The sequence below is a fragment of the Eudoraea adriatica DSM 19308 genome (assembly GCF_000382125.1).
GTDB classification, from domain to species: domain Bacteria; phylum Bacteroidota; class Bacteroidia; order Flavobacteriales; family Flavobacteriaceae; genus Eudoraea; species Eudoraea adriatica.
In genome coordinates this window covers 376942-402764 of sequence record NZ_KB907548.1, presented here as the reverse complement: position 1 = coordinate 402764, position 25823 = coordinate 376942, and the positions used below count along the sequence as shown (strand labels likewise).

General features: G+C 37.6%; 23 protein-coding genes. 20 read left to right on the top strand and 3 right to left on the bottom strand.

The window, feature by feature from the left end; translation table 11 throughout:
* Positions 1-58: 58 nt before the first annotated feature.
* The 3 genes from G504_RS0108845 to G504_RS0108835 are packed head-to-tail and all read left to right on the top strand — an operon-like array spanning position 59 to position 5119.
* Complete coding sequence (locus G504_RS0108845; RefSeq protein WP_026348477.1) at positions 59-1486, top strand: glycosyltransferase family 2 protein; 1428 nt, start codon at positions 59-61, stop codon at positions 1484-1486.
* A 4-nt stretch (positions 1487-1490) separates the two neighbouring features.
* Positions 1491-3842: an LTA synthase family protein gene (locus G504_RS0108840; protein WP_019669807.1), complete on the top strand. Its 2352-nt coding sequence runs from the start codon at positions 1491-1493 to the stop codon at positions 3840-3842.
* Positions 3843-3883: 41 nt separating this feature from the next.
* Positions 3884-5119 (top strand): YaiO family outer membrane beta-barrel protein, encoded by a 1236-nt coding sequence (locus G504_RS0108835; RefSeq protein ID WP_157473168.1) that lies wholly within the window; start codon positions 3884-3886, stop codon positions 5117-5119.
* A 439-nt stretch (positions 5120-5558) separates the two neighbouring features.
* Here the strand turns inward: G504_RS0108835 and G504_RS0108825 are convergent, their stop codons facing one another.
* Positions 5559-6422 carry a sigma-70 family RNA polymerase sigma factor gene (locus tag G504_RS0108825; protein WP_019669804.1) on the bottom strand — a complete coding sequence of 288 codons (864 nt, stop codon included), beginning with the start codon at positions 6420-6422 and terminating at the stop codon, positions 5559-5561.
* Between the two features lie 203 nt (positions 6423-6625).
* On the opposite strand from G504_RS0108825, the gene G504_RS0108820 reads away from it, so the two are divergent.
* The 8 genes from G504_RS0108820 to G504_RS0108785 all read left to right on the top strand — a co-directional run bounded on the left by G504_RS0108820 (position 6626) and on the right by G504_RS0108785 (position 15488).
* Positions 6626-7135, top strand: coding sequence for a DUF6155 family protein (locus G504_RS0108820; protein WP_019669803.1), 510 nt, complete (start codon positions 6626-6628; stop codon positions 7133-7135).
* A gap of 66 nt (positions 7136-7201) precedes the next feature.
* On the top strand, positions 7202-8131 hold the full coding sequence (locus G504_RS0108815) for a 2-hydroxyacid dehydrogenase (RefSeq protein ID WP_019669802.1): 930 nt from the start codon (positions 7202-7204) through the stop codon (positions 8129-8131).
* Between the two features lie 119 nt (positions 8132-8250).
* A complete protein-coding gene (locus tag G504_RS0108810; protein WP_019669801.1) occupies positions 8251-9762 on the top strand; it encodes a DEAD/DEAH box helicase in 1512 nt (503 codons plus the stop codon).
* Positions 9763-9860: 98 nt separating this feature from the next.
* The gene (locus G504_RS0108805; protein ID WP_019669800.1) at positions 9861-11105 is read left to right on the top strand and encodes a glycosyltransferase; all 1245 of its coding nucleotides are present in this window, start codon (positions 9861-9863) and stop codon (positions 11103-11105) included.
* Positions 11106-11201: 96 nt separating this feature from the next.
* A complete protein-coding gene (locus G504_RS0108800; RefSeq protein ID WP_019669799.1) occupies positions 11202-12041 on the top strand; it encodes a 1,4-dihydroxy-2-naphthoyl-CoA synthase in 840 nt (279 codons plus the stop codon).
* A gap of 351 nt (positions 12042-12392) precedes the next feature.
* Entirely contained in the window at positions 12393-13265 is an 873-nt protein-coding gene (locus tag G504_RS0108795) for a pirin family protein (RefSeq protein ID WP_019669798.1), read from the top strand.
* 86 nt (positions 13266-13351) lie between these two features.
* Positions 13352-14026, top strand: a complete 675-nt coding sequence (locus tag G504_RS0108790; protein ID WP_019669797.1) for a peptidoglycan recognition protein family protein — start codon at positions 13352-13354, stop codon at positions 14024-14026.
* Complete coding sequence (locus G504_RS0108785; RefSeq protein ID WP_019669796.1) at positions 14016-15488, top strand: M14 family metallopeptidase; 1473 nt, start codon at positions 14016-14018, stop codon at positions 15486-15488. The genes G504_RS0108790 and G504_RS0108785 overlap by 11 nt, the downstream gene beginning before the upstream one ends.
* A 56-nt stretch (positions 15489-15544) precedes the next feature.
* On the opposite strand, the gene G504_RS19650 is transcribed toward G504_RS0108785, so the two are convergent.
* Positions 15545-15730, bottom strand: coding sequence for a hypothetical protein (locus G504_RS19650; protein WP_157473165.1), 186 nt, complete (start codon positions 15728-15730; stop codon positions 15545-15547).
* 181 nt (positions 15731-15911) lie between these two features.
* A complete protein-coding gene (locus tag G504_RS0108780; RefSeq protein WP_019669795.1) occupies positions 15912-17003 on the bottom strand; it encodes a vWA domain-containing protein in 1092 nt (363 codons plus the stop codon).
* Between the two features lie 230 nt (positions 17004-17233).
* Here G504_RS0108780 and G504_RS0108775 point away from each other — a divergent pair, with 230 nt between their 5' ends.
* The 9 genes from G504_RS0108775 (at position 17234) to G504_RS18425 (ending at position 25768) form a co-directional block, all read left to right on the top strand.
* Positions 17234-17695, top strand: coding sequence for a (2Fe-2S)-binding protein (locus G504_RS0108775; protein ID WP_019669794.1), 462 nt, complete (start codon positions 17234-17236; stop codon positions 17693-17695).
* 21 nt (positions 17696-17716) lie between these two features.
* On the top strand, positions 17717-19888 hold the full coding sequence (locus G504_RS0108770; protein WP_026348475.1) for a xanthine dehydrogenase family protein molybdopterin-binding subunit: 2172 nt from the start codon (positions 17717-17719) through the stop codon (positions 19886-19888).
* Position 19889: 1 nt separating this feature from the next.
* Positions 19890-20135: a MoaD/ThiS family protein gene (locus G504_RS0108765; RefSeq protein WP_019669792.1), complete on the top strand. Its 246-nt coding sequence runs from the start codon at positions 19890-19892 to the stop codon at positions 20133-20135.
* 37 nt (positions 20136-20172) lie between these two features.
* Entirely contained in the window at positions 20173-21156 is a 984-nt protein-coding gene (gene moaA / locus G504_RS0108760) for a GTP 3',8-cyclase MoaA (protein ID WP_026348474.1), read from the top strand.
* Positions 21157-21203: 47 nt separating this feature from the next.
* Positions 21204-21815 (top strand): NTP transferase domain-containing protein, encoded by a 612-nt coding sequence (locus G504_RS0108755; protein WP_019669790.1) that lies wholly within the window; start codon positions 21204-21206, stop codon positions 21813-21815.
* Positions 21812-22879, top strand: a complete 1068-nt coding sequence (locus G504_RS0108750) for a HesA/MoeB/ThiF family protein (protein WP_019669789.1) — start codon at positions 21812-21814, stop codon at positions 22877-22879. Before G504_RS0108755 ends, G504_RS0108750 begins: the two co-directional genes overlap by 4 nt.
* A gap of 70 nt (positions 22880-22949) precedes the next feature.
* Positions 22950-24149, top strand: coding sequence for a molybdopterin molybdotransferase MoeA (locus tag G504_RS0108745; protein ID WP_019669788.1), 1200 nt, complete (start codon positions 22950-22952; stop codon positions 24147-24149).
* Positions 24150-25160 (top strand): XdhC family protein, encoded by a 1011-nt coding sequence (locus tag G504_RS0108740; protein ID WP_019669787.1) that lies wholly within the window; start codon positions 24150-24152, stop codon positions 25158-25160.
* Complete coding sequence (locus G504_RS18425) at positions 25160-25768, top strand: nucleotidyltransferase family protein (protein WP_019669786.1); 609 nt, start codon at positions 25160-25162, stop codon at positions 25766-25768. The genes G504_RS0108740 and G504_RS18425 overlap by 1 nt, the downstream gene beginning before the upstream one ends.
* Positions 25769-25823: the final 55 nt, after the last annotated feature.

Sequence of the window (25823 nt, the reverse complement as noted above, 5' to 3'; positions counted from 1 at the left end):
ATTGAGCGCTTTCAATAGAAATATCCTTTCATTTCAAAAAATAGTCAAGAGAATTTTAATGGATAGTGGATTTTTAAACATATTGATTTCATATTTAAACATTGTATTTCTTGTGTTTACGGTGGTGCTTTTCGTCATGTTTAGTATCATGGGGTATCTATCTACAAGAAATTCTATCCACTACAAGCGTAAAAACAGCTTTGTGGATCTTTCGAAGGTTATGGCCTCACCTTTGGCACCGAGTATTACCATTATAGCACCAGCCTATAATGAAGGATTGACTATTGTAGAAAACATTCGGTCTTTACTTTCCCTGCAATACGTTAATTATGAAGTAATGGTAGTTAATGATGGAAGTAAGGATGACACTTTGCAAAAAATGATAGATGCCTATGATCTCGAAAAAACAGATCGTCTTATAGATCCTGAATGGAGATCAAAACCCATCCGAGGCGTCTATAAATCAAGGCAACGTTCCTTTTCTAAGCTAATTGTCGTTGATAAAGAAAACGGTGGTAAATCGGATGCCTTAAATACTGGCATATTGCTTTCAGAGAATAAATATGTTGGTTGTATAGATGTGGATTGCCTTTTGCAACCTGATGCCCTGTTACATGTTGTGAAATCCTTTTATCAGAGAACTCAAAAAAGAGTTATAGCTGTTGGTGGTGTAATTCGTGTAGCTAATTCCAGCAAAATTTCCGGGGGAACACTAGAAGATATAAGATTGCCTAAAAATTGGCTGGCCAGATTCCAGTTATTGGAATATACCCGATCTTTTCTTTTGGGAAGGATGGCATGGGGTCGTATAGATAGTCTCCTTATTATTTCGGGGGCTTTCGGATTCTTCGACAGGGAAATTGCAATGGAAGTAGGCGGATACGACACGGATACCGTAGGTGAGGATATGGAAATTGTATTTAGAATGAGGCGTTATATGCATGATCGCAACCTGTCCTATACCGTTGAATATATCCCTGATCCCTTATGTTGGACAGAAGTTCCGGAAAGTGTCACTAATCTCGTAAATCAAAGGGATCGCTGGGCACGCGGCAACCTGGAAACGCTCTTTACGCACAAGGATATGTTCTTTAATCCTAAGTTTGGCCGGCTGGGAATGCTAAGTTATCCATATTGGTTTTTTTATGAATGGCTGGCGCCAATCCTGGAATTCACAGGGTTTTTCTCCATTATCATATTCTATTATATGGGGATTCTGAATACAGACTTTTTTCTGGCTATCACCCTTACCGTCTATTCATTTTCAATAATGTTCTCGTTCTATGCGATTCTTTGGGATGTGTATTCCTATAATCAGTATACCAGGACAAAAGATATTTTAATTCTTATGCTTTGTGCAATAATTGAACCCCTGATATTTCATCCTATTGTGGTTTTGTCGGCTATAAGAGGAAATTATAAAAAATTATTTAAAGTAAACACCGGCTGGGGATCACAGGTACGGAAAGGTTTTGCTAAAACATAATTAAATGCAGCTCGTAAATATAACATCTGGAAATATCAGAAGAATGACCTTAAGAGACTTTATACGTCTTATAATGGCCTTTTTCTTGTGTCTGGTGGTTTTATCGCTTTATCAAAATATTCGCCTTTATATAGCGGGTGTTCTGGATGGGGTATTCACTAAAAGTCTTTTGCTTTTAATAGTCCATCATATAGGGTTCACAGCACTAACAGGGCTTTTTACAGCATTCTTTTTTAATTATTTAGAAAGAAAGAAAGCTGGTCTGGGGTTTAGAGCCATTGCTATTCTTTTCTTATTTCTTTTATTCATTGAAGGCTTGTTAATAGAATTCTATATAAGCAACTACGAAATATTGGGTGCGGGCTTTCTTGAAGTATATAAGAGCAGAACATCTGTATCTGCATTGTTGCTCTCACTATTTCTGTTAATACCGGCACTTACCGGCTTGTTTTTCTTGTTTTTTAAAGTAACCGCCGCTGTCTACAGAACAATTAGCAGGATGTATCCGTTTACTATAATCCTATTTAGCCTGTTTCTGGCCACATTAACATCTGATAAGAAACCGGTAAACGAAAACAAAACGCAACATTTGGTATATAGTATCGCTGATGATGTATTTGATTTCAATAAATATGAGGGAAAAGAAGAATATCCTTTATTGCACAGCTATGTTTCAGATAAAAGCCTTACAACTTATTTTGATTTAAAAGATAAAAAACCCAACCTTGTTTTTATTATTGTAGAAGGACTGGGGTCAGATTTTGTAGGCGATAGGTCCATTTATCGCGGATTTACTCCTTTTTTAGATTCTCTTCAGGAAAAATCATTGTACTGGAATAATTATTTGAGTAATGCCGGTGAAAGCCATGTTGCACTGCCATGCCTTTTAGGTTCTTTGCCATTTGGAGAAAATGGTTTTACGAATTCAAATGATTCTCCTGCCAGACAGACTATCTATGGAATCCTTAAAAAGAGTGGCTATACTACTTCTTTTAATTTTGGGGGGAACAGTGCGATAAATCAATTAGACAAATTTCTGTATGAAGAAAGAGTGGATTTCTTGCTTGACAGCAAAGGGTTTGGAAGCACCTATCTGAAACAAAAAGAAGATGGTGCAGGGATATCCCTTGGGTATCCGGATATGGAGCTTTTTAAAAGATGGCAGGTTGATGGCTTCAATACCAACAAGCCAAGGTTAGATGTCTTTTTTACTTTAAGTTCTAAAAAGCCATATCACATACCGCAGGAAGAAGCTTATTTACAGAAAGTTGATAAAATTCTGTCTGAGGAAAAAATGGCAGCAAGGCCGCTCAGGCTGGTAAAAAAGAATAAAGAGATTTTTGCCAGCGTGCTATATGCTGATAGTGCATTAAAATCATTTTTCTCTTTGTTTGCCAAAAATTCAGATTATGCCAATACCATCTTTATTGTTACCGGCAGTCACAATCTTACAGATCTGCCAATGGATAACAACCTTGGAAGATATAGGGTCCCTTTACTTATATATAGTCCATTATTAAAAAAGCCGGCTAAAATAAGTTCTTTGGCTTCACATTTAGATGTTGTTCCATCAATCCTGGGGCTATTAGAATCAAAATATGAAATGAATGTGCCTTCAGAGGTCGCCTGGCTTGGAAAAGGATTAATCCATAAAGAGGTATTCGACACAATCAAAAAAATCCCTCTTATGAGGCATAATAATAATATTCGGGATTTTATATATGGCAAACATTTTCTTTCTGGCGGCAACCTCTATAACCTTGATGGTTTATTGAAGCTAACAGATTCGGACCCCGCGCTGACAAAACAGAAAGTAAGAGAGAATCTTAAGTATTTTAAAGCGGTTAATAAATATGTCATGAACAATAACAAAATTATTCCGCCTTCACTCACCTTATTCGCGCAGCTTAAAAGCAACCCTTCCAAGGAACAGATGGTCTGGATAAACAGTGTTTTTAATGGTATGGATTATGATAATGCTTACAATACTGCCAGAGAATTAGCCTTTAAGGGAGATACAAAGCGTGCTCTTCTTTTAAGTGGATATATTTTATCTCAGGTACCCGGTCATGCGGACACGGAAATACTAATGGGAAGAATTCATGGCTGGGAAGGGCGGTACGACATTGCCATTGATATCCTGGAAGGGGCTATTCAAAAGTACCCTGTTTATGCAGATGGCTATGATGCTTTGTTAGATGTCTTTTTCTGGTCAGATAATGATCAGCGTGCTTTGTCTCTTCAACCTACCATAGAAAGGAATGGTATAAAGAGTAAAGACATAGAAACTAAAATTAAACGAGTACAGAACAAAATTGAGAAAGCAAAAAGATTAGAAACGGCAAATAAAGTTTAAACGGCAATTGTTAAACCATCTTTAATTTCAAACAGGAACCAGTGTTATATCGAAACTTAGCTTTAGGTTTGTTTCTGGTGTTTTTCCTTCAAAAAGGAACAACACAGGAATTAGCGTACCAGGGTAATCCGGACAGGTCGTTTTTTACAGCACGGGATCTTGCTTTTGGAGGTCAACATAGCATCGCCAGAGATACTCTTCGGTTAATTCTTTCCAGGTACCCTGATTATACGGATGTCAGAAACCTGCTTGCCAAGACTTACAGCTGGGATGGTAATCATACCGAGGCACGCAAACACTTTAATAAAATAACCTCGGTAGAAAGACAGAATAAAGAAGTATGGACAGCAGCTATCAACAATGAAATTTATGCGGAAAATTATTCAATTGCCCTTGGCCTGGCCAATAAATCTCTAACCTATTTAAAGGCCGATCCGGATTTACAAGCTTTGCGTACTGAAATAATAAAGGAGATTTACAAGAGGCAAAATTCTTCTGATACTGGAGAAGCAAAAGAATCAAAAGAAACAGAAGCTAAATCCTTTAAGAACAGGATAGGGATAATAAATTCTGTAGATGTATTTGATATCGTTTACGACCCAATGATATATTCAAGTGCAGAGTATATAAGAGAAACCGGGATTGGCAAAGTAATTCCAAGAATAAATTTCAGCAACCGTTTTAATACTAATGGATTACAATACGAAATAGATTTGTACCCAAAAATTTCAAAAAAGTTTTATGCCTATGCGAATTATGGGTACTCAAATTCTGAGATTTTTCCGAACCATAGAGCAGCGGCAGAGCTATATGCAAATTTACCTAAGGCCGTCGAGGTCTCCGGGGGAGTCCGCTATTTGGATTTTGTAACCAGCCGGGCTTTAATTTATACAGCTTCCGCCGGGCTATATAGCGGGAATTATTACTTTTCATTAAGGCCATATATAACTCCGAGGGTTGATGGTCCTATTGGAATTTCAGGGAGCCTGTTGGCTCGGAAATATTTTCAGGATCGCGAGAATTATTTCGGGATAAATTTAATTTTAGGCTATTCTCCCGAAATTAAGCAACTTATATCGGCTAGTGATATAATTATTGCGGAGACTTTGCTCTTCGTGGAATCTCAGCAACTTCTTTTTGAATACCAGTTTACGGGCAAAAGTGTAACTAACAGTTACAGGGCAAGTCTTGGTATTACGAGACAGGAACTGGTCTTCGAGCCTGGAAAATACTTTTTGGCTATTACTGCAGGATTCAGGTACCATACGAAGTTCTGATTCTTTGCCAGACATATATAAATTGTTAGTTTACAACAAAAAAAGCCGACTTCACCACATTTAATTTGGTACACAACTAAGATTATTTATGTTTACTATATGATTATTGATACCCAAATCTCAATAATTTAAACCCAAACTTATCATGTTATACGACACCTACGGGGAGGAGTATTTAAATTTCCTCCAAGATTTGAATGAAATTTTAAGTTTAAACGAATTAGCCGAATTGGACTATTTATAGACCACTCGGCTATTTCAATTTTTAAAAATCAAATATTATGGCAAACCAACATCAGGACAACACCGCATATTTGAATTTCATTGAAGATCTTAATGAAATTCTTATGGATTACAATATCCACAAACTAAGCTGTTCTTAAGAGCTTTTAGTATAGATTGTTATAGAAAGCCCGGGAATTTCCGGGCTTTTTTAAATTTAACCCAAATATGTTTTAAGAAGTTTGCTGCGAGAATTATGGCGTAATTTTCGAATTGCCTTTTCCCGGATTTGCCTGACACGTTCTCTTGTAAGATCAAATGTTTGTCCGATCTCTGCAAGAGTCATAGACTGTTGATCGCCAATGCCATAATAAAGTTTAACTACATCGGCTTCCCTTGGAGACAAAGTCTCTAATGCCCTGTTAATTTCCGTATTGAGCGATTGCTGCATAAGGTCCTTATCCGGTCTTGGAGATTCACCAGATCGCATAACATCATATAAATTAGAATCTTCACCTTCTTTTAGGGGTGCATCCATAGAAACATGTCTGCCGGAATTTTTAATGGACTGTTTTACTTCACTTACACTCATTTCCAATTCCGTGGCAATTTCCTCCGCAGAAGGGGGTCTCTGATGGGCTTGTTCCAAATAAGAGAAGGTTTTCTTTATCTTATTTATAGATCCTATTTTGTTTAAAGGCAATCTAACTACTCTGGATTGCTCTGCTAATGCCTGTAAAATAGATTGCCGTATCCACCAAACCGCATAGGAAATAAACTTAAATCCTCTGGTTTCATCAAATCTTTTGGCCGCCTTTACCAGGCCTACATTACCTTCATTGATTAAATCGGGAAGTTTTAAACCCTGGTTTTGATATTGTTTTGCCACGGAGACCACAAATCTCAAATTTGCGTTTGTTAATTTTTCCAGAGCGGCCTGGTCGCCGTTCCTTATCTTTTGTGCTAATTCCACTTCTTCATTTGCCGTAATTAGCTCTATTTTGCTGATATCCTGCAGGTATTTATCTAATGATTTTGATTCTCTGTTGGTTACCTGCTTGATAATCTTAAGTTGCCTCATATATATTGTCTGGATTATTAGTTTATAATTTCTCAGTATAATGTTTTATTCTGTCTTTTCCAAACCGATTCCACTATTGTTTTACATAAATTATGATAATTACCTGTATCCGCTGAAGGCCTTATATTTCTGCTATTTGAAAACTTTTTAGGTTCAGATTATGTTTTGATTAAAGCTAACAATACTATCTTTATACTCATATAATGAGTAGACGAGCGCTTAAAAAGTATTTGACAGGTCTTAAAAAGGCAGAATTAGAAGAGCAAATGGTTGATCTATACGACCGTTTTCCTGCAGTTAAACAATACTATGATTTTGTTTTTAATCCCAGAGAAGATAAATGGGTTCAGGAAGCAAAAGTTAAAATATCCAATGAATATTTTCCTCTCAAAAGGAAAAAAGCAAGAGCCAGGAGGTCAGTCGCTCAAAAGTATATCAAGCAATTTATCAAACTAGGTATGGCGCCACATTTAATTGCAGACGTTATGCTATATAACCTGGAAGTAGCACAATCATTTTCGAAAGAACGCAATGTACCCGATACATTCTATAAAAGCATGCTAAATTCATTTACACAGTTAATACAACATGTTTCTTTGCATGAAATGCTCCCTGAGTTTAAAGATCGAATAATAAAGGTATATAATGCTACACTGGAGCAAAACTGGGAATATTCTGAAGGCTTCACCAGGGCATTGGATATAATTGATTAAATCTAAAAGGTTAAAAGCCCATCAGCATTTATATTATTTTAGTAAAGTTAAAAATTCAAAAGAAAGATGGCCATAGTAGTAATAAGACAGGACAATAAACTAGATGCATGGAAAAAGGCATTAATTGCCAAAGCTTCTAATACGGCCATATACAGCTATTTAGAAGATCATCCAAAAGAAGAAATTACCATGGCCTGTATTTGGAAACAGCCTTCGGAAACTCTGAACCTATATCCAAATCTCAAATGTATTGCTTCATTTGGAGCTGGAGTCGATTTTATTTTTAAAGACCATTCCGTACCTAAACATATCCCCATTACCCGGGTTGTAGATCCTGTACTGGCAAGTGACATGTCTGAATTTGTGTTAGCTTTAATACTTGGTTTTTTTAAAAATCTTACTACCTATAAGACGGACCAGTTACAGAAAATATGGTCGCCGCAGGAGTATAAACGGATATCGGATGTGACTGTTGGAATTATGGGCATGGGAGCTTTGGGTGAGAAGCTGGCAGAAGACCTTATTAAAAACCGATTTAGGGTTGTTGGATGGGCAAAATCAAAAAAAATAATTCCCGGGGTAGAGGTGTACGCCGGCAATAGTCAAAAAAATACATTTCTTTCCCTCAGTAATATACTTGTTTGCCTGTTACCACTAACAAAAGAAACAACAGGGATTCTAAACAGTAAATTATTTAGAGAGTTGCCAAAACAGTCCTATGTTATTAATGTTGCAAGAGGGGGGCATCTGGTAGATGAAGACTTGTTGGAATATGTTAACAACGGACATCTTGCCGGAGCGGGATTAGATGTTTTTCACGAGGAGCCATTGCCTGTTGAACATCCCTTTTGGAATCATCCTAAAATACAGATTACGCCCCATGTTGCCAGTGTTTCGGATATTGATTCGGTAATTCCGCAGTTATTGGAAAACTACAGAAGACTTGAAGAGGGTCTGCCATTAATGAATGAAGTCAGCCGTGAAAAGGAATATTGATTTGCAGTTTTCAGCTCTATAATTTCATTTAAGTACAAAAAACATATAATTTTGCAAAATTGGAGTGACGACAACTTCAGGATTAGTTTTTCCTTAAATCTTTCAATGAAATATAGCTTTTGCAGATACAAACAGATCAAATAGAAAAAAAACTTTACGATTACCAATTACAGGATCTGAATAATATATTTTCCTTCCTGGAAGAAGCCCCTGAAGACGTAAATCTTCTGTATCAGCTTCCTACCGGGGGCGGTAAAACAGTTGTATTTTCTGAAATAGCCAAAAGATTTATTGCTAAAACTCAAAAAAAGGTAGTTGTTCTTACCCATAGGATAGAATTAAGTACTCAAACTTCAAGGATGTTAAATGGTTTTGGGGTTAAGAACATGATCATTAATAGTGAAGTAAAAGAGTTACGGGACCAAAATAATTATATGTGCTTTGTAGCCATGGTTGAAACCCTGAACAACAGGTTGCAGGAGGAAATGATTGAGCTCAATAATGTTGGTTTGGTGATTATTGACGAAGCACATTATAATTCTTTCAGAAAGCTATTTAGGTACTTTGAAAAATCTATTATTTTAGGGGTAACTGCAACGCCATTGAGTTCCAACATAAAGCTTCCAATGAAGGACAACTACAGCAAGCTCATCGTTGGAGAGTCTATTGAATCGCTAATAAAAAAGAAGTTTCTCGCAAAGGCTAATATGTACAGTTACGACGTTAGCTTACGTTCCTTAAAACTGGGTATTAACGGAGATTATACGGTCAAATCTTCTGATGAATTATATGGGAATCAAAACATGCTTTCCAAATTATTGGATGCCTACGAGGAAATAGCCAAAGGGACAAAAACGTTAATATTTAATAACGGGATTAGTACTTCCCGATACGTTTATGAAACTTTTAAGAAGGCGGGCTATCCTATCAAACATTTGGATAATAAAAACTCGGCTTCAGAAAGAAAACAAATTTTAGAATGGTTTAAAGAAACCAATGATGCCATTCTGACCTCCGTAAGTATTCTGACAACAGGTTTTGACGAACCGACGGTTGAGACCATTATCTTAAACCGTGCTACAAGATCATTGACCCTGTATTTCCAAATGATTGGCAGAGGATCTCGTATTCTGGAAAATAAAACGGATTTTACTGTTGTTGATATGGGAAATAATGCATCTCGTTTTGGTATGTGGGATGCACCTATTGACTGGCAGGAAATATTTCATTTCCCCGACTTTTTCCTGGAAAATATTAAGAACGACGAAGATATTGAACGCGAATTTGTTTATGCGATGCCTCCGGAACTCAAGGCGGAATTTGCTAATTCCACCCAAATTGATTTTGATGTTAAAGCCGAATATAAAAAAGTGTTTGCCCAGGGGCTTAAATCAAAAACAGTTCTGGAACGAAGCATAGAACAGCATGCACAGATATGCGTCGAAAACAGTGAAGATGTTTTTGATGCCAGAATTCTGGCTAAAAAGCTAAAAGAAGAAATTTCATACAGGGTGCGGCAATATTCTTATTGTATTATGAACAATACAAAGAATTATAAAGAATGGCTGGAGGAAGATTATGAACGAAAATTGCGCTTAAGGATATCTCAAAAATTTGCGTCGAAGATGTAGGCGTTGGGGAAGAAAATGGCCGGAGCATCCAAACAGGCCCGGAGGGTTTAATTTAGACAACGTGAGGTATTCCTTGCTTAACTCCATTTTAAAATACAATGAATTCCAATAGAGTATTGATTCTTGGCTTAAACTGGCCGGAACCTGAGGCAACGGCAGCAGGAACCAGAATGATGCAGCTAATTCATTGGTTTTTAGAAAAAAACTTTCAAATTACCTTTGCCAGTACAGCTGCTTTTAGCAATTATTCCATAGACCTGTCAACTCTGGGAATTGATCAGCAGCAAATAAAGCTAAACCATAATAGTTTTGATGAGTTTGCCCGGAAATTAGATCCGTCTATTGTGGTTTTCGACCGTTTTATAACAGAAGAACAATTTGGCTGGAGAGTGGCAGAAAAACTACCCAAAGCCATACGCATACTTGACACAGAAGATCTTCATTCGCTTAGAGTCTATAGGGAAATAGCGCTCGCGGATAAAAAAATATTCAATAGTACCGATTGGCTAAGTGCAGATATTACAAAAAGAGAACTGGCTAGTATTTTGAGATCAGATTTATCGTTGATAATTTCTGATTTTGAGCTTAAATTGCTGGTTGAAAAAGTTAAAATAGATAGAAGTTTACTTTTCTACCTTCCATTTGTATACAAGGAACTCACCGAAAGCATTGTGAAAAATTGGCCTCCCTTTGAGCAAAGAGAACACTTCGTGTTCATTGGAAACGGCAAACACGCTCCAAATACCGATGCAATTTTATGGCTTAACCAAAGTATTTGGCCATTACTAAGGAAATCACTGCCAAATGCAGAATTGCATATTTATGGTCCATATATGCCTGAGAGGATTCGGAAAATGGATAATACTGAAACAGGCTTCAGAATTAAAGGATGGGTTAAGGGTATTGCTCCTGTCCTGAGTAATGCAAGGCTAAATCTTGTACCCTTACGTTTTGGCGCCGGACTTAAAGGGAAACTTTTAGAAGGTTTTAGAAAAGGAATCCCGGCAATTACAACATCGGTCGGTGCTGAAGGGACAGGCGACCTAAATGAGTTAAAACATTGTACCCGGGATGAAGCGGTCAGTTTCTCCAATCTGGCTATTGAACTTTACCTGGATTCCCATAAATGGAAGGAAGTTCAGACCCTGGGGACAAATCTGATTAACAAACATTTTTGCAAAGAAGATTTAAAGGAGGAGTTTTTAGAGAAAATTATAGCTTTAGGTAAAAATTTGCAGCAGCACAGAGCGGCTAATATTTTTGGAGGGATATTAACACATAGTTCTATGCAGAGTACCAAATATTTATCCAAATGGATCGAAGCCAAGAATAAATTGTCATAATATATAACTATTCAAATTAGACAAATACCTTATAAAAATAAAATGGCAATAGCACTACAAACCTTATCTTTAGTACTCAAATAAAAATACGTTGAAATGGGAATAAAGTGGAAGACTATTAAAAAATTTGAAGATATAACCTATAAAAAAAGTAATGGGGTTGCCCGTATAGCTTTTAACAGGCCTGATGTACGCAACGCCTTCAGGCCTAAAACTACAAGTGAATTATATGAGGCTTTTTATGATGCCCAGGAGGACACCTCTATAGGAGTAGTATTACTTTCTGCCGAAGGCCCTTCCTCTAAAGATGGGGTATATGCTTTTTGCAGTGGGGGTGATCAAAAATCCAGGGGACATAAAGGCTACGTAGGGGATGATGGGATGCATAGACTTAATATCCTGGAAGTACAACGCCTAATTCGCTTTATGCCTAAAGTTGTTATTGCGGTTGTGCCCGGCTGGGCCGTAGGAGGGGGGCATAGCCTTCATGTGGTATGCGATCTGACCCTTGCTAGTAAAGAGCATGCTATTTTTAAACAAACAGACGCAGATGTCACAAGTTTTGACGGCGGGTATGGATCTGCGTATCTTGCTAAAATGGTTGGGCAGAAAAAAGCTCGTGAAATATTCTTTTTGGGTAGAAGCTATACCGCACAGGCAGCCTATGAAATGGGTATGGTAAATGCCGTTGTTCCTCATGAAGAATTGGAGGAAACTGCCTATGAATGGGCCCAGGAAATATTGGCAAAATCTCCTACTTCCATCAAAATGCTGAAATTTGCTATGAACCTGACAGACGATGGCATGGTCGGTCAGCAGGTCTTTGCAGGGGAAGCTACAAGACTGGCTTACATGACCGAAGAAGCAAAAGAAGGCAGAAACGCATTTTTGGAAAAGAGAAAACCAGATTTTGGAACAGATAAATGGATTCCATAACATTGTTGGTTACCCAATTCTTTTTTAACCTTTATTTACTCATGCATTGATTCAGAGTGTTTAAAACTAAAAAGAGCCCTGTCTTTACGATCAGGACTCTTTTACGAGAACACTATATGAAAATGAAAAAATTAACTTCTTATTATTTACAGTGTAAACATACAATCAACCCCCATGAAAATATAATTATTGTTGTGAGCTGTCCCAAACTTGTGGTAAACAGGACAATTCCTGATATTTGACCCTCAAAAAGGAACTTCATAGTAATATTTACCTTGTTAATCATTGATTGAATTTTAGTAATTTACTATTGTTAGAAATATTTTCATTAAGAATATCAAATAGGATTAAATGTCGAATAGAGGATTGATTATAGCCGAAAGAAGCAGGGACATTGGGGACTTTCTGGTAGGAAGGCTGATACCCTTTCGAAAAAAAAGGATGATTGGTCCTTTTATATTTATTGATCATATGGGTCCTGTTAATTTAGGACCTGAAAGATATTTGGATGTCGATCAACACCCACATATCGGATTGGCTACCTTAACATATATGCTGGAAGGAGAAATTATGCATGAAGACAGTTTAGGTACAAAACAGCGTATTACTCCGGGGTCTGTAAACTGGATGATTGCAGGGAAAGGAGTTTCCCATACTGAAAGGACCCCGGCCGATCTTCGGGATGGTAGAAGTTTAGTGGCTCATGGCTATCAAATATGGGTGGCGTTACCCAAGGACTTGGAGAATACAGATCCAAAATTTTACCATTTTGGTGCTGATGAACTCCCCCAATGGCAAGATGGCAGTACATCTTTCAAACTAATAGCCGGCAACGGCTATGGAAAGACATCACCCGTACCCGTGCATTCTCCCTTATTTATGCTGGAAATAAAAACTATTGAAGATTATATTCTCGATACTTCAAATGAATTATCCGGCGAAATCGGAATTTGCATCGTGAAAGGCAGTATCCTGGCTTGCGATAATGAAATTAAAAGTGGAAATATCCTTGTCTCCAAGGTATCCGATGTTTGTAAAATTGAGGTCAAAGCAAATTCTCACCTTCTATTATTTGGAGGGGAACCTTTTAATGAGGAGCGGCATATTTATTGGAATTTTGTATCCCACAGTAAGCGTACCGTTGATGAAGCCAGGGAGTCCTGGAAAAATAGGACTTTTCCAATGATGAAAACCGATAAAACCTATGTGCCTCTTCCCGGCTAGAATAGATTTATGATTTTATTTTTAAAATTTAGACATGAATTTAAGATGAAAAAATATCCAATTATTTTACATATACCCCCTACTTAATGAAGCATTTCCTCATAGTTTTTTTAGCAATCATTTTCTTATCCTGTTCCGCCACCAGGGGAATTAAATACAAGCCCATTGTCTTTGATCAGGAACGGGCAGAATTAACAAGCGCTTATTTATTGGAACATTATGGAATACAACAGGAGTCCCCGGATATTACTCCTAAAATGATCGTATTACACTGGACGGTAATCCCTACTCTGGATGAAGCCTTTGAAGCCTTTGATAAGCCAAGTCTACCAAATTCGCGATCAGATATAATAAGTGCAGGAAGTTTGAATGTCTCTTCACAATTTATGGTAGACAGGGATGGCACAATCTATAGTCTGATGCCCGAAACAAATATGGCCAGACATGTTATTGGCCTTAATCATTGTGCAATAGGCGTTGAAAATGTTGGAGGAACAGAAGCATTGCCATTGACAAAGGCGCAACTAAAAGCAAATATTTGGTTGGTTGAATACTTGTACGATAAATATCCAATTGAATATTTAATTGGACACTATGAGTATACAAATTTTGCAGACCATCCTTTATGGTTGGAGAAAGACAATAATTACAGAACTTTAAAAACAGATCCGGGTAAAGATTTTATGGATAAAGTACGAAAAGCAACTAAAAATCTTAATTTTAAGCCCGTACCAAAAAACCCGCAAAATAATGACCAATAAATACCTAAATGCCTTTCTTATCCTCCTTGTGCTAAGTTCCCACATATATGCCCAGCCCACGGATATTACAAACTCCTTGTATGAGACCTATGAGTCGTACAAAGAGTCAACATTGAATAAAAGACGAATTAAGCATCATGAGCTTTTACCGTTAATAAATAAATACAGGAAAAATCCCAAATTTGATGTTAGGACAGTCGGAAGTTCAATTGAAGGCAGATCATTATCTCTGATAAGTATTGGTAGTGGTGAAACAGATGTATTTTTATGGTCACAAATGCATGGTAATGAACCAACAGCAACCCAGGCTATTTTTGATATTTTAAACTTTTTGGACCGAAATGATTTTGAAGATGAAATAGGGGAGATATTAAAAAATTTGAGACTTCACTTTTTACCGATGTTGAACCCGGATGGTGCAGAAGTCTTTCAAAGAAGAAATACTCTCGGAATAGACATAAACAGGGATGCACTTCGTCTCCAATCACCTGAAAGCAAAACCCTTAAAGGTGTTCGTGATAGTTTAAATGCCGACTTCGGATTTAATCTTCATGACCAGAGTACCTATTATAATGCTGAAAGAACGAGTAAACCGGCTACAATTTCCTATCTGGCACCTGCCTATAATTATGAAAAAGATGTAAATGAGGTCAGGGCTAATGCTATGAAGGTAATTGTTTACATGAATAATATTATTCAGAAATATGCACCGGGACAGGTTGGCAGATATAACGACGATTTTGAGCCAAGAGCCTTTGGGGATAATATTCAAAAGTGGGGGACAAGTACAATTTTAATAGAATCGGGTGGTTATCCCGGAGATGTGGAAAAACAGGAGATACGAAAATTGAATTATGTATCCATTCTTTCTGCTATATATACCATAGCGAAAGAGAATTACAGGGATATTGCCCTTTCGGAATATGAAAAAATACCTCAGAATGATCGAAAGCTTTTTGATTTGAAGATAGAGGAGGTAAGTTATGATTTGATGGGTTCTGAATATATACTTGACCTTGGTATTCAAAGACCCGAAGTTGATATGCAGGGCCATAACGATTTTTGGTATAGCAGTAGAATTATCGATCAGGGTGATCTTTCAACATATTACGGATATAAAACTTTTAAGGCAAAAGGTTATAAAATTGTACCAGGTAAGGTATATGCCAAAACCATAAAATCATTTAATGCGCTGAATGAGCTTGATCCAAAAGAATTACTGAAATCCGGATACACCTATGTCAGGGTTGAACAACTTGAAGAAGATATCCTAAATTCACCTATACCAATACATATTATTTCTACAACCTATAAAGTCCCGAAATTTAGTGTCACCGTTGGTAAAAACCCAACTTTTCTGCTCTCCAAAGGTCAAAAAATTGAAAAGGCCGTAATCAATGGCTTTTTAATAGATTTGGATAGCGGGAAAACCGATTTTGTGAATGCTATGATCTATAAATAAGCGATCTGTTAGATTTTTGGTATCTTTTTTAAACTTGTTGGGAAACAATTCAAAGATTATACGATTCCTCCAAACAGGTAACTAAAATTTGCGGAAATGCTGGTGGCATTTGTTAGTAAGACCACCAACATGGTAAACAACATTGCTACTATTGATGAGAAAACCAAAAGAACAGCGCTCTGATACCATTTAGATAATGCCCCTATTGCACTTTGACGGATAATTTCGTTTAAAATTTGCATGATTTCTTTTTTAAGCGTTAACAATTTTTAATTTTTAGAATAATTTTAAGTTGCAATAGTTACAGGTGGTTTCTACTTATAAAACAAGTGAATTGGGAAAAACCCTACTTGAAGAGTATGTAAGGCAATAAAAAAGAGGTGCTAAAAAGCACCTCTTGAAATATGGTTTTTTATTATTTGTCTACTGGCAGCCTCCTGTAAATCCGGCACTGTCAAATTTAGTTTGTACAGCCCCCTGGAGGTTGCCATTGTTTACCTGTATAACCAAATTGTTTTCGCCACTGCCATCTCTTTTAGGTGTGCAATATTCGAAGAGATAAAAACTATTTGCCTGTTCGTTAACTCTTAATGAAATATCATTAAAAGTTGTTTCAAGCTCTTCTGTGCTCCCTGCAAAAACACTGGAAGTTTTACCAATTTTCATTAGTATTTCAGTATCTATTTCAGACCCCAGGCCAATTGCAAAGAAAGATATATTGCTATCAGACTGATCAACTTTTTGCAGGGCTTCGTCCTCACTGTATCTGGAAGCCTGGTCTGTGCCATCAGTAAAAACAACTACTGAAGCGGCACCAATACTATTGCTGTTCGTGCTCTCAAGAAGTAGTTCAGAGGCAATGTTAGCGGATTTAATTACTGCTCCGTATAAATCTGTAGACGGATCATTACTTATAGAAGTTGTAATTCCTGTTACCGCAGCAACAAGTTCATCTGCTGAGGCAGTTAACGGATTTAACAGATGAAGTTCATCTTCTCCGTCAAACCAATAAATGGCCATTTTAAATGAGTCTTCTTCCGCGGCCGGCATAACATTGTTTATAAAACTTGTTGTTGCGGATTTTAATTCATCCAGACTATTGCTAAGTACGCTATTACTCAGGTCTAGTACCAATAATGTGTTGTTGTTAAATATCTGAGAATTCGGAGAAATCCTCGCATAGGACTCGGAGGCAGATATGGTATTAAAACATTCGTCATTTCGTCCTTGTTCATAAATTGTAAATTGTTCTGCTGTTAATCCTGGAACCGGATTACCGGAATTGTCAGAAACTTTAAAAAAAACAGACACCTTACCAGGTAAGCTGGTAAATTGATCCTGAACAGATAATACGAGATCATTTTCCCCAAGGTCAAGACATTGATCAACCGTTTCACCTAATCCAAGGGAACCTGTCTGGTTAATGTCAAAATTTACATCATCATCGGCATTTCCACAGGAAATAAAAAGGATGATAGTAAAAATAAGGCTGGACAGTTTCAGATACTTTTTCATTTTTCATGAGATTTGATGTTCAACCTGCACAACGGCGAATTCTTTTTAAAATTATGACGAGAATAAAAATATTTGTTAAATCTTGTTAAAGGTTAGAATATGAAATGTGAAAGTTCCGGTTAGAATTGATTTTTAAAATTTAACTTTTTAACATTTAACAATTTGTTAAATGAGTACTAAATACTTATTATTTTGATAACTTTAAAAAGAATATCAAAAACTTTAAAAACATGCCAACGTATCAATTAAATATCAATGGTGAATCGAGGTCTGTGGAGGTAAGCGAAGACACACCCTTGCTCTGGGTTTTACGCGATAATTTAAACCTCGTGGGAACGAAATATGGTTGTGGAATTGCGCTTTGTGGATCTTGTACTATTCATCTTGACGGGATAGCCGTAAGAAGTTGTGCATTGACTATAGCTCAGGTAGATGGAAAATCTATAACTACAATTGAAGGACTCTCCGAGGACGGAACCCATCCCGTTCAGGAGGCATGGAAAGAAGTGGACGTTCCACAATGCGGTTATTGCCAGTCCGGTCAGATAATGACCGCCTCGGCATTTCTTAAAAAGAACCCTAATCCAACAGAAGATGAGATTAAGGATGCTATGCAGGGTAATATATGCAGATGTGCATCCTATACAAGAATTTATAAAGCGGTGGAAAAAGCTGCCAGTAAATTGGCATAGTAAACCAAATAAAAAATCAAAATGTCTACACAGAGAACATCAATAACATTTAGCAGAAGATCCTTTATGAAAACAAGCTCCCTTGCAGGAGGGGGAATATTAATTGGTTTCAATTTATTTACCGCATGTAAGCCCGGTACAAAACCACCTGTGGACTTAGCGGAATTAAACTATAATGATTTTAACGCTTTTATTAAAATAGCGGATAATGGTGCCGTTACCATATTTTCACCTAATCCTGAAATAGGACAAGGGGTGAAAACCTCGATGCCAATGATTATTGCGGAGGAATTAGACGTTGCCTGGAAAGACGTTTATGTGCAGCAGGGTATTTTAGACACCAATAATTATACAAGGCAGGTAGCAGGAGGCAGTCAGTCTATTCGATTTGGATGGAATCCTTTGCGGGAAACAGGCGCCACTGCAAGACAAATGCTCATTAACGCTGCTGCCGCAAGATGGGGGGTTAGTCCCTCCGAATGTACAACGAGTGAGGGTGTAATCAGCAATGCCGCAGGGGATAAATTGGGTTATGGAGAAGTTGTTAACGAAGCCGCTGCACTTGAGATACCTGAAGAAGTTACCCTTAAAGACGTCAAAGACTATAAGATAATAGGTACTGATGCCGCTAATGTCGATATCGATGAAATTATTACTGGAAAACCTCTTTTCGGATTAGATTATAAATCAGAGGGCATGGTAATTGCCTCCGTAATGCGCCCGCCTGCGTTTGGACAAAAACTGGAATCGTATGACGATACGGCTTCCAAATCGGTTGAAGGGGTAATAGAGGTACTTCAGTTTGGCGATAAAATAGCGGTTTTGGCAAAAGACACCTGGTCGGCAATGAAGGGAAAAAAAGCATTAAAGGCAGAATGGAAAGCAGACTCTAAATTGGAAAGTACCGAAGATCACGACACATTATTGTTGGGATTATTAGATGGCAACAAATTTGAAACACTGCGTGCAGACGGAAATATCAAAAAGGCTTTTGCCCAGGCCGATAAAGTTTTGGAAAGAACTTATGAGTCTCCATTCCTGCCGCATAACTGTTTGGAGCCAATGAACTTTTATGCCAATGTTACACCGGAAAAAATTCATTTAGTAGGTCCTATCCAAACTCCGGAAGGAACTGCCAAGCGCATTGCGGAATTATTGGAACGCGATTTTGAAGACGTTCATTTAGAGATGACGAGGATGGGTGGTGGCTTTGGCAGGAGATTATACGGCGATTTTGCCTTAGAAGCAGCAGAAATTTCAAATCTGGCCAATAAACCCGTAAAAGTAGTGTTTTCAAGAGATGATGACATGGCCGACGGTATTTACAGACCAGCAATAAAATATAGAATTAAAGCCGCGGTTAAAGATGGTAAAGTAACTGGGTATCATTTAAAAGAAGCAGCTATCAACTCTAATATGTATGGCCTGATACCCAATTTTTTCCCTGCCGGAGCGATTGAAAATTACCAGGTAGATGTAGCCAAATACCAAAGCAACATTACCACCGGTGCATGGAGAGCACCTTATACCAACTTCCTGGCTTTCGCAGAACAGAGTTTCTTCGATGAATTAGCCGAAATGATGGAAGTAGACAGGATACAACTTAGATTAGACTTGTTGCAGAGGGTCAAAGGAACCACTGATGAACGCATCCAGTATTCCCCTGAACGCATGGAAAAGGTCATTAAAACGGCAGTTGAGAAATCAGGCTGGGGAACTAAACCTGAAGGGGTCTACCAGGGATTTGTAAATTACTACTGCCATAACAGTCACGTTGCAGAAGTGGCGGATGTGGTTTTGGAGAATGGAACCCCCGTAGTCAAGAAAGTAACCTGTGTTGTAGACTGCGGGATTGTTATAAATCCTCTGGGAGCTTTAAATCAGATAGAAGGTGGTGTAATTGATGGTATTGGCCATGCAATGTATGGTGATTTTGGATTTAAGGATGGGGTACCAATTGCTACTAATTTTGACAAATATCGACTGATCCGTATAAATGAAGCCCCTATAGTGGAAACTCATTTAATGAAAAATGAGTTTTCACCAACAGGACTTGGGGAACCTACATTACCTCCTGCTGGTGGTGCGATTGCCAATGCTTTTAAAGCCGCAACCGGAAAGAGATTGTATAAACAGCCTTTTAGCAAGTATCCCGAATTATTAAAAGGACCTGAAAAAGAAATAATAGGTTAATATGACGATATTATTATTTGGTATAACCAAAGATATAGTTGGCAACTCAACACTGTCAATGCCCGCTGTGAAATCGGTAAAAATGAAGACCGTTGGAGAATTAAAGTCCTATCTTGCCGGCGCTTATCCTGAATTATCCAGGCTTAGTTCGCTGGCCGTGGCGGTTAACAATAATTATGCAACAGATGATGTTGCGATAAATAGTTTTGATGAAATAGCATTGATTCCCCCGGTAAGCGGTGGGTAATGGCTATTGGAAAAGCAATTCAAAATACAATTTTTATATGCTGATTGACAATCACAATAGAAAAATTAATTATCTGCGCCTGGCTGTGACAGATCGCTGTAATTTGCGATGCAATTATTGCATGCCCTCGGAAGGTATAAACTTTGCTAAAAAAGATAAGCTTTTGACTATCGGGGAGCTTACAAAAGTTGGTGATATTCTTATTGAGATGGGTATTGATAAAATCAGGATTACAGGTGGGGAACCATTTGTGAGAAAAGACTTAATGGTACTTCTCAGAAACCTCAAGAAAAATACCGGCCTTAAAGAGCTTTCCATAACCACGAATGCTACATTGATTGGCCCTCATATCGATGAATTGAAAGAACTCGGTATAAAAGACGTCAATGTAAGTATGGATGCAATAAACAAGGCCACTTTTGAACGCATAACGCGCAGAGATCACTATGATATTGTTCACAACAATCTGATTAGACTTATAACTGAAGGGTTTAATGTCCGAATTAATTTTATTGTGCTGGACAATCAAAATGTACAGGATATTATTCCAATTTTGGATCTGCAAAAACATTACCCGGTAAGTGTGCGGTTTTTAGAGGAAATGCCATTTAATGGAGGGTCCAAAAAATTCAATGAAATTAAATGGGATTACAAGGCTATCTTATCGCACATTAGGAATACATTCCCTTCCATTGAATTAATACCATCACCTAAAACCTCTACCTCTATTAATTATAAAATCAGAGGGCATAAGGGTAATTTTGGACTTATTCCTTCGTTCAGCCGTACTTTTTGTGGAAGCTGTAACAGATTACGCATAACAGCATTGGGAGATGTTATTACTTGTTTATATGGTCCTCCGAAGATGAATCTTAGAGAAATTATAAGAGGTAATTCTGCTGATGATAATATCGAAAACGCTGTCAGGGATGTTGTGGGCAAGAGGGCAATTACCGGCTTTGAAGCCCAGAAAGAACACAAGGGGGTATTTGATAATTCCATGACCTCCATAGGGGGTTAATACTATATGTCCTACTATTTAGATTAAAACGGCAATTCTAAAGCACCATGGAAATCATAGATAAAAACTCAAAAACAAAATTATACGGACTTGTACTTTCCGGAGGGAAGAGCACAAGGATGGGACAGGATAAAGGTGCAATACAATATCATGATCTTCCACAGAGAGAGCATTTGTATAATTTGCTATCAAAGGTATGTTCCAGAACATTTTTGAGTATAAGAAAAGATCAGACCATTGAAATTTCCACGGAAATAGATAGAATAATTGACAAAGATGAGTATAAAGGACCTTTTAATGGCCTGTTGACTGCTCATTCCATGTACCCAGAAGTTGCCTGGCTTGTTATAGCATGCGACCTTCCATTTATAGATCTGAATGCAATAGATCAATTAATTAATTCAAGAGATTCATCAAAAAATGCTACTGCATTTGCCACGAAGGAAAGTGGGCTGCCGGAACCTCTGGCAGCAATATGGGAACCTGGTGGATTGAGCAGATCCATAGATTACCTGGAGCATGCCACAAGTAGTTGTCCCAGAAAATATTTAATAAATTCTGATATAAAATTGGTTTATCCGAAAGATGATATTGTTCTAATGAATGCAAACTCGGAAGAAGACTATCGGGAAGTAATATCCAAATTAGAATCCATTTGAATTTAAATCGCTACATACGTCAGACTTCGCTTAAAGATTTTGGCATTAAATCGCAGGATTTATTGCAAAAATCACGTGTTTTGGTAGTAGGAGCGGGCGGTTTGGGTATTCCTGTGCTTCAATATTTAAATGCCATGGGTATAGGAACACTCGGAATTGTAGAGGGAGATAAGATTGAGATAACTAACCTGCAACGACAAGTGATCTATGGCGATAAAGATATTGGAAAAGGAAAACTTGAAGTAGTTTTGGAACGTTTGAGTTCACAGAATTCTGACACCATTTTAATAGGACATGATACCTTTCTTACCAGAGACAATGCACTCGAAATACTTGCTGACTATGATGTTGTTGTGGACGCAACTGACAATTTCCCAACGCGTTATCTCATTAATGATGCCTGTGTTATTTTGGACAAACCTTTTGTATATGGAGCCCTGCATGGATTTGAAGCTCAATTGAGTGTTTTTAATTTTAGGGAGGGTCCAACTTACAGATGTTTATTTCCTACAATGCCTTCTGGTATGGAGATCCCGGATTGCAATGTAAACGGAGTTCTCGGTGTTATACCCGGTATTGTGGGAAGTTTACAAGCTTTGGAAGTTGTTAAAATAATTACGGGGATTGATAAAGTCCTTGCTGGTCAATTGCTTATGTATAATGGTTTAGATCAGTCATTTCTTAAAGTGAATTTCCCGCTTATCCCTGAGAACAAAAAAATTGAAGTACTGGATAACTATTATCCGGATGAATGTAAAACAACAGATTCTATTTCATCCGAGGAATTTGCAGAACTTTTGGAAAGTAGCGTTGCTATACAGCTCCTGGATGTAAGGTCAGAAGAAGAATATGCACAGGATCATTTAGCCAATTCAATAAATATCCCTTTTGAGTACCTTGAAAATCGTATTAAGGAATTAGACCTTGCACGACCCATATATATTATTTGTCAATCTGGAATCCGAAGCAGAATTGCACAGGAAAAATTACTAAGAGTTTCTAGTAAATCCGTTGTTTATAATATCTTGGGTGGTCTAAACCGATATAAAACATTACTCATTTAATTGTGAATAGCACTAGTCTTTCGTTTTATTTAAGGAAGGATATTCATTGTATATACTATTATAAATTACTATGATCTCTTTCTCAGATGCTTATAATCATATTCTGGATCATAGTCAGGACTACGGAACAGAAACAGTGTCGCTGAAAAAGGCCGTTGGCAGGGTCCTCGCCGTGGATATATATACCGACAGGGATTTCCCTCCATTTGATCGTGCTACCAAGGATGGAATAGCAATTAATTACAATGCCATTGAAAATGGCAGAAAAGCCTTTGACATCAAAGCAACAGTTGCCGCTGGCCAAAAGACCTATAAATTTCTTGAGCAGGAACATTGTGTCGAAATCATGACCGGGGCAGTTGTCCCTTATGAAGCAGATACTGTGGTCATGTATGAGGACATTACTATTGAACATGGAGTAGCTAATCTCAATAAGAAGGTTCAAAGAGGGCAAAACATTCATGATAAAGGCAGTGATAAGAAAAAAGGTGAGTTGGTTCTCAACAAGGAGACAAAAATATCAGCTGCCGAAATAGGTGTATTGGCATCGGTTGGAAAACCATTTGTTGAGGTTAAAAAACTTCCCAGAATCGCTGTTATTTCTACAGGAAATGAACTGGTCGAGGTAGAAGACCATCCCTTACCACATCAAATAAGAAAATCAAATTCTTATTCCTTGTTTGCAGCGCTTCACGAGCAGCAAATAGAACCCTTGCTTTTGCACTTATCGGACGATAAAGACATGATAAGGCAAAAATTAGGATATGTCATTCAGGAAATGGATGTTTTATTGTTGAGCGGAGGTGTATCTAAAGGGAAATTTGATTTTATTCCTAAAGTACTAGCGGAATTAGGTGTGGAAAAAGTATTTCATGGTGTTTCGCAACGTCCCGGTAAACCATTCTGGTTTGGGGTATACAAAAATACGAATGCCCTAATATTTTCTTTCCCTGGAAACCCGATATCAACATTTGTAAATTACCATATTTATTTTAAACATTGGTTACAAAAATCATTGGGGTTACCCATTCCTGAAGTTGAAGTTTTTCTGGAAGACAATATTACCGTAAAAGGCAACCTGACCCGCTTTCTGGGAGTGAAAGTGAGATATGCCAATGGGATATTAAAAGCCAAATTAGTTCCGGATAATGGTTCCGGAGACCTTACCAGTTTATCAAGATCGGATGGATTTATTAAATTAGACCCCAGGGAAGTACCATATGCCATTGATGAGAAAGTAACTTTTATAAACACCAGAACGCTTTTATAAATGACTCATGAATTAAAAAAAATATTCGCCGCATACAAAACACATCAGCAATCCGGGGGCAAGGCTGTGCTTGCAACCGTTGTTGCGCTGGATGGATCTTCTTACAGACGGCCGGGTGTTCGAATGTTACTCCTGGATAACCGCAAAATGGTAGGAGCTGTCAGCGGCGGTTGTGTTGAAAAAGAAATACAAAGGCAGTCGGAAAGTGTTTTTAGTAGCGGAATGCCAAAAATGATGACCTATGATGGTCGTTATCGCTTGGGATGTGAAGGTATTTTGTATATCCTTTTAGAGCCTTTTATACCGAATGAAAAAACTTCTGGTATTTTTTGGCAGACCATTAAAGAAAGGAAATATTTTGAGCTGGAATCGCATTATACGAGGAAGGAAAATAGTATTGAAGAATTGGGTACCATTTTCAAAGTTGATAAAAGTGAATTATTACTGAGGCCCGATTTTAAAAATAAAAAAGGAACTGAAGTCTTTAACCAAAAACTTACACCTTGTTTTAAATTAGTAATAATTGGTTCTGAACATGATGCAGTTCAATTATGTTCTTATGCTTCCATGACAGGATGGGAAGTAACCGTAATTACATCACCATCTGAAGAAAAGGGCATAACTGATTTCCCCGGTGCCAATGAATTCCTCTCGCTCTCTCCTGAGGAGTTTCAGCCACAAATGATAGATGAGCAAACCGGAGTAGTATTAATGACCCACAGCTACGTGAAAGACCTTAAATTTTTAGTCAGCCTAATGACAGTAACACCAATATATCTTGGATTATTAGGCCCTTCATCCCGAAGAGAAAGGTTATTAAATGAACTTATGGAATACAACATGGATATCTCCGATGATTTTTTTGCATCTGTTTACGGACCAGCCGGAATAAATATCGGGGCGGAAACACCACAGGAAATCTCAGTATCCATAATAGCTGAAATCCTTGCGGTAATTCGTAAAAAAGACCCCATGCTTTTAAGAAATAAATTAGGTGCAATTCACAATTGATGAGTTCTAAGGTATCTGTTTTAATACTAGCCGCAGGATCTTCCAGTAGAATGGGCAAAATTAAACAGCTCTTACCATGGAAGGAATCCACACTGCTGGAACATACTGTAAAAATGGCTGAATTATCCAAGGCTTCTGAGGTAATTGTCGTCCTGGGTTCAAATGCAGGACTAATTAAAGAGTCTGTAGAAGCAACCAATGTGGTTTTTCTTGAAAACTCGAAGTGGAAGACCGGCTTAGGAACCTCTATATCATGCGGTGTTGATTATTTACTGAACCAAAATAAAGGAGCCGATGCGGTACTTATACTCCTTGGAGACCAGGCTTTGATGGATACGGAATATATTGATAAAATTATAGATTTGTATAGCTCCGGGGAGAGCAAGCTTATTGGGACCAGATATGGAAAAAAAGTTGGTGTTCCGGCTTTATTTGAGCGTCCCTTTTTTTTAGATTTATTGCAATTGGAAGGAGATCGTGGTGCTCAGCTATTCCTGAAAAAGTTTGCGGATAAAGTTTTAAGTTTGAACCCCCAGGGTAAAGCCTTTGATGTTGATACTATGGAAGATTATACCAGCCTTTTAAAAATGTCTGATAACAAAGATTAATTTAATATTTCTAGTTTAGAATTAAAATATATGCCTCCCAGATTTATAGTACATT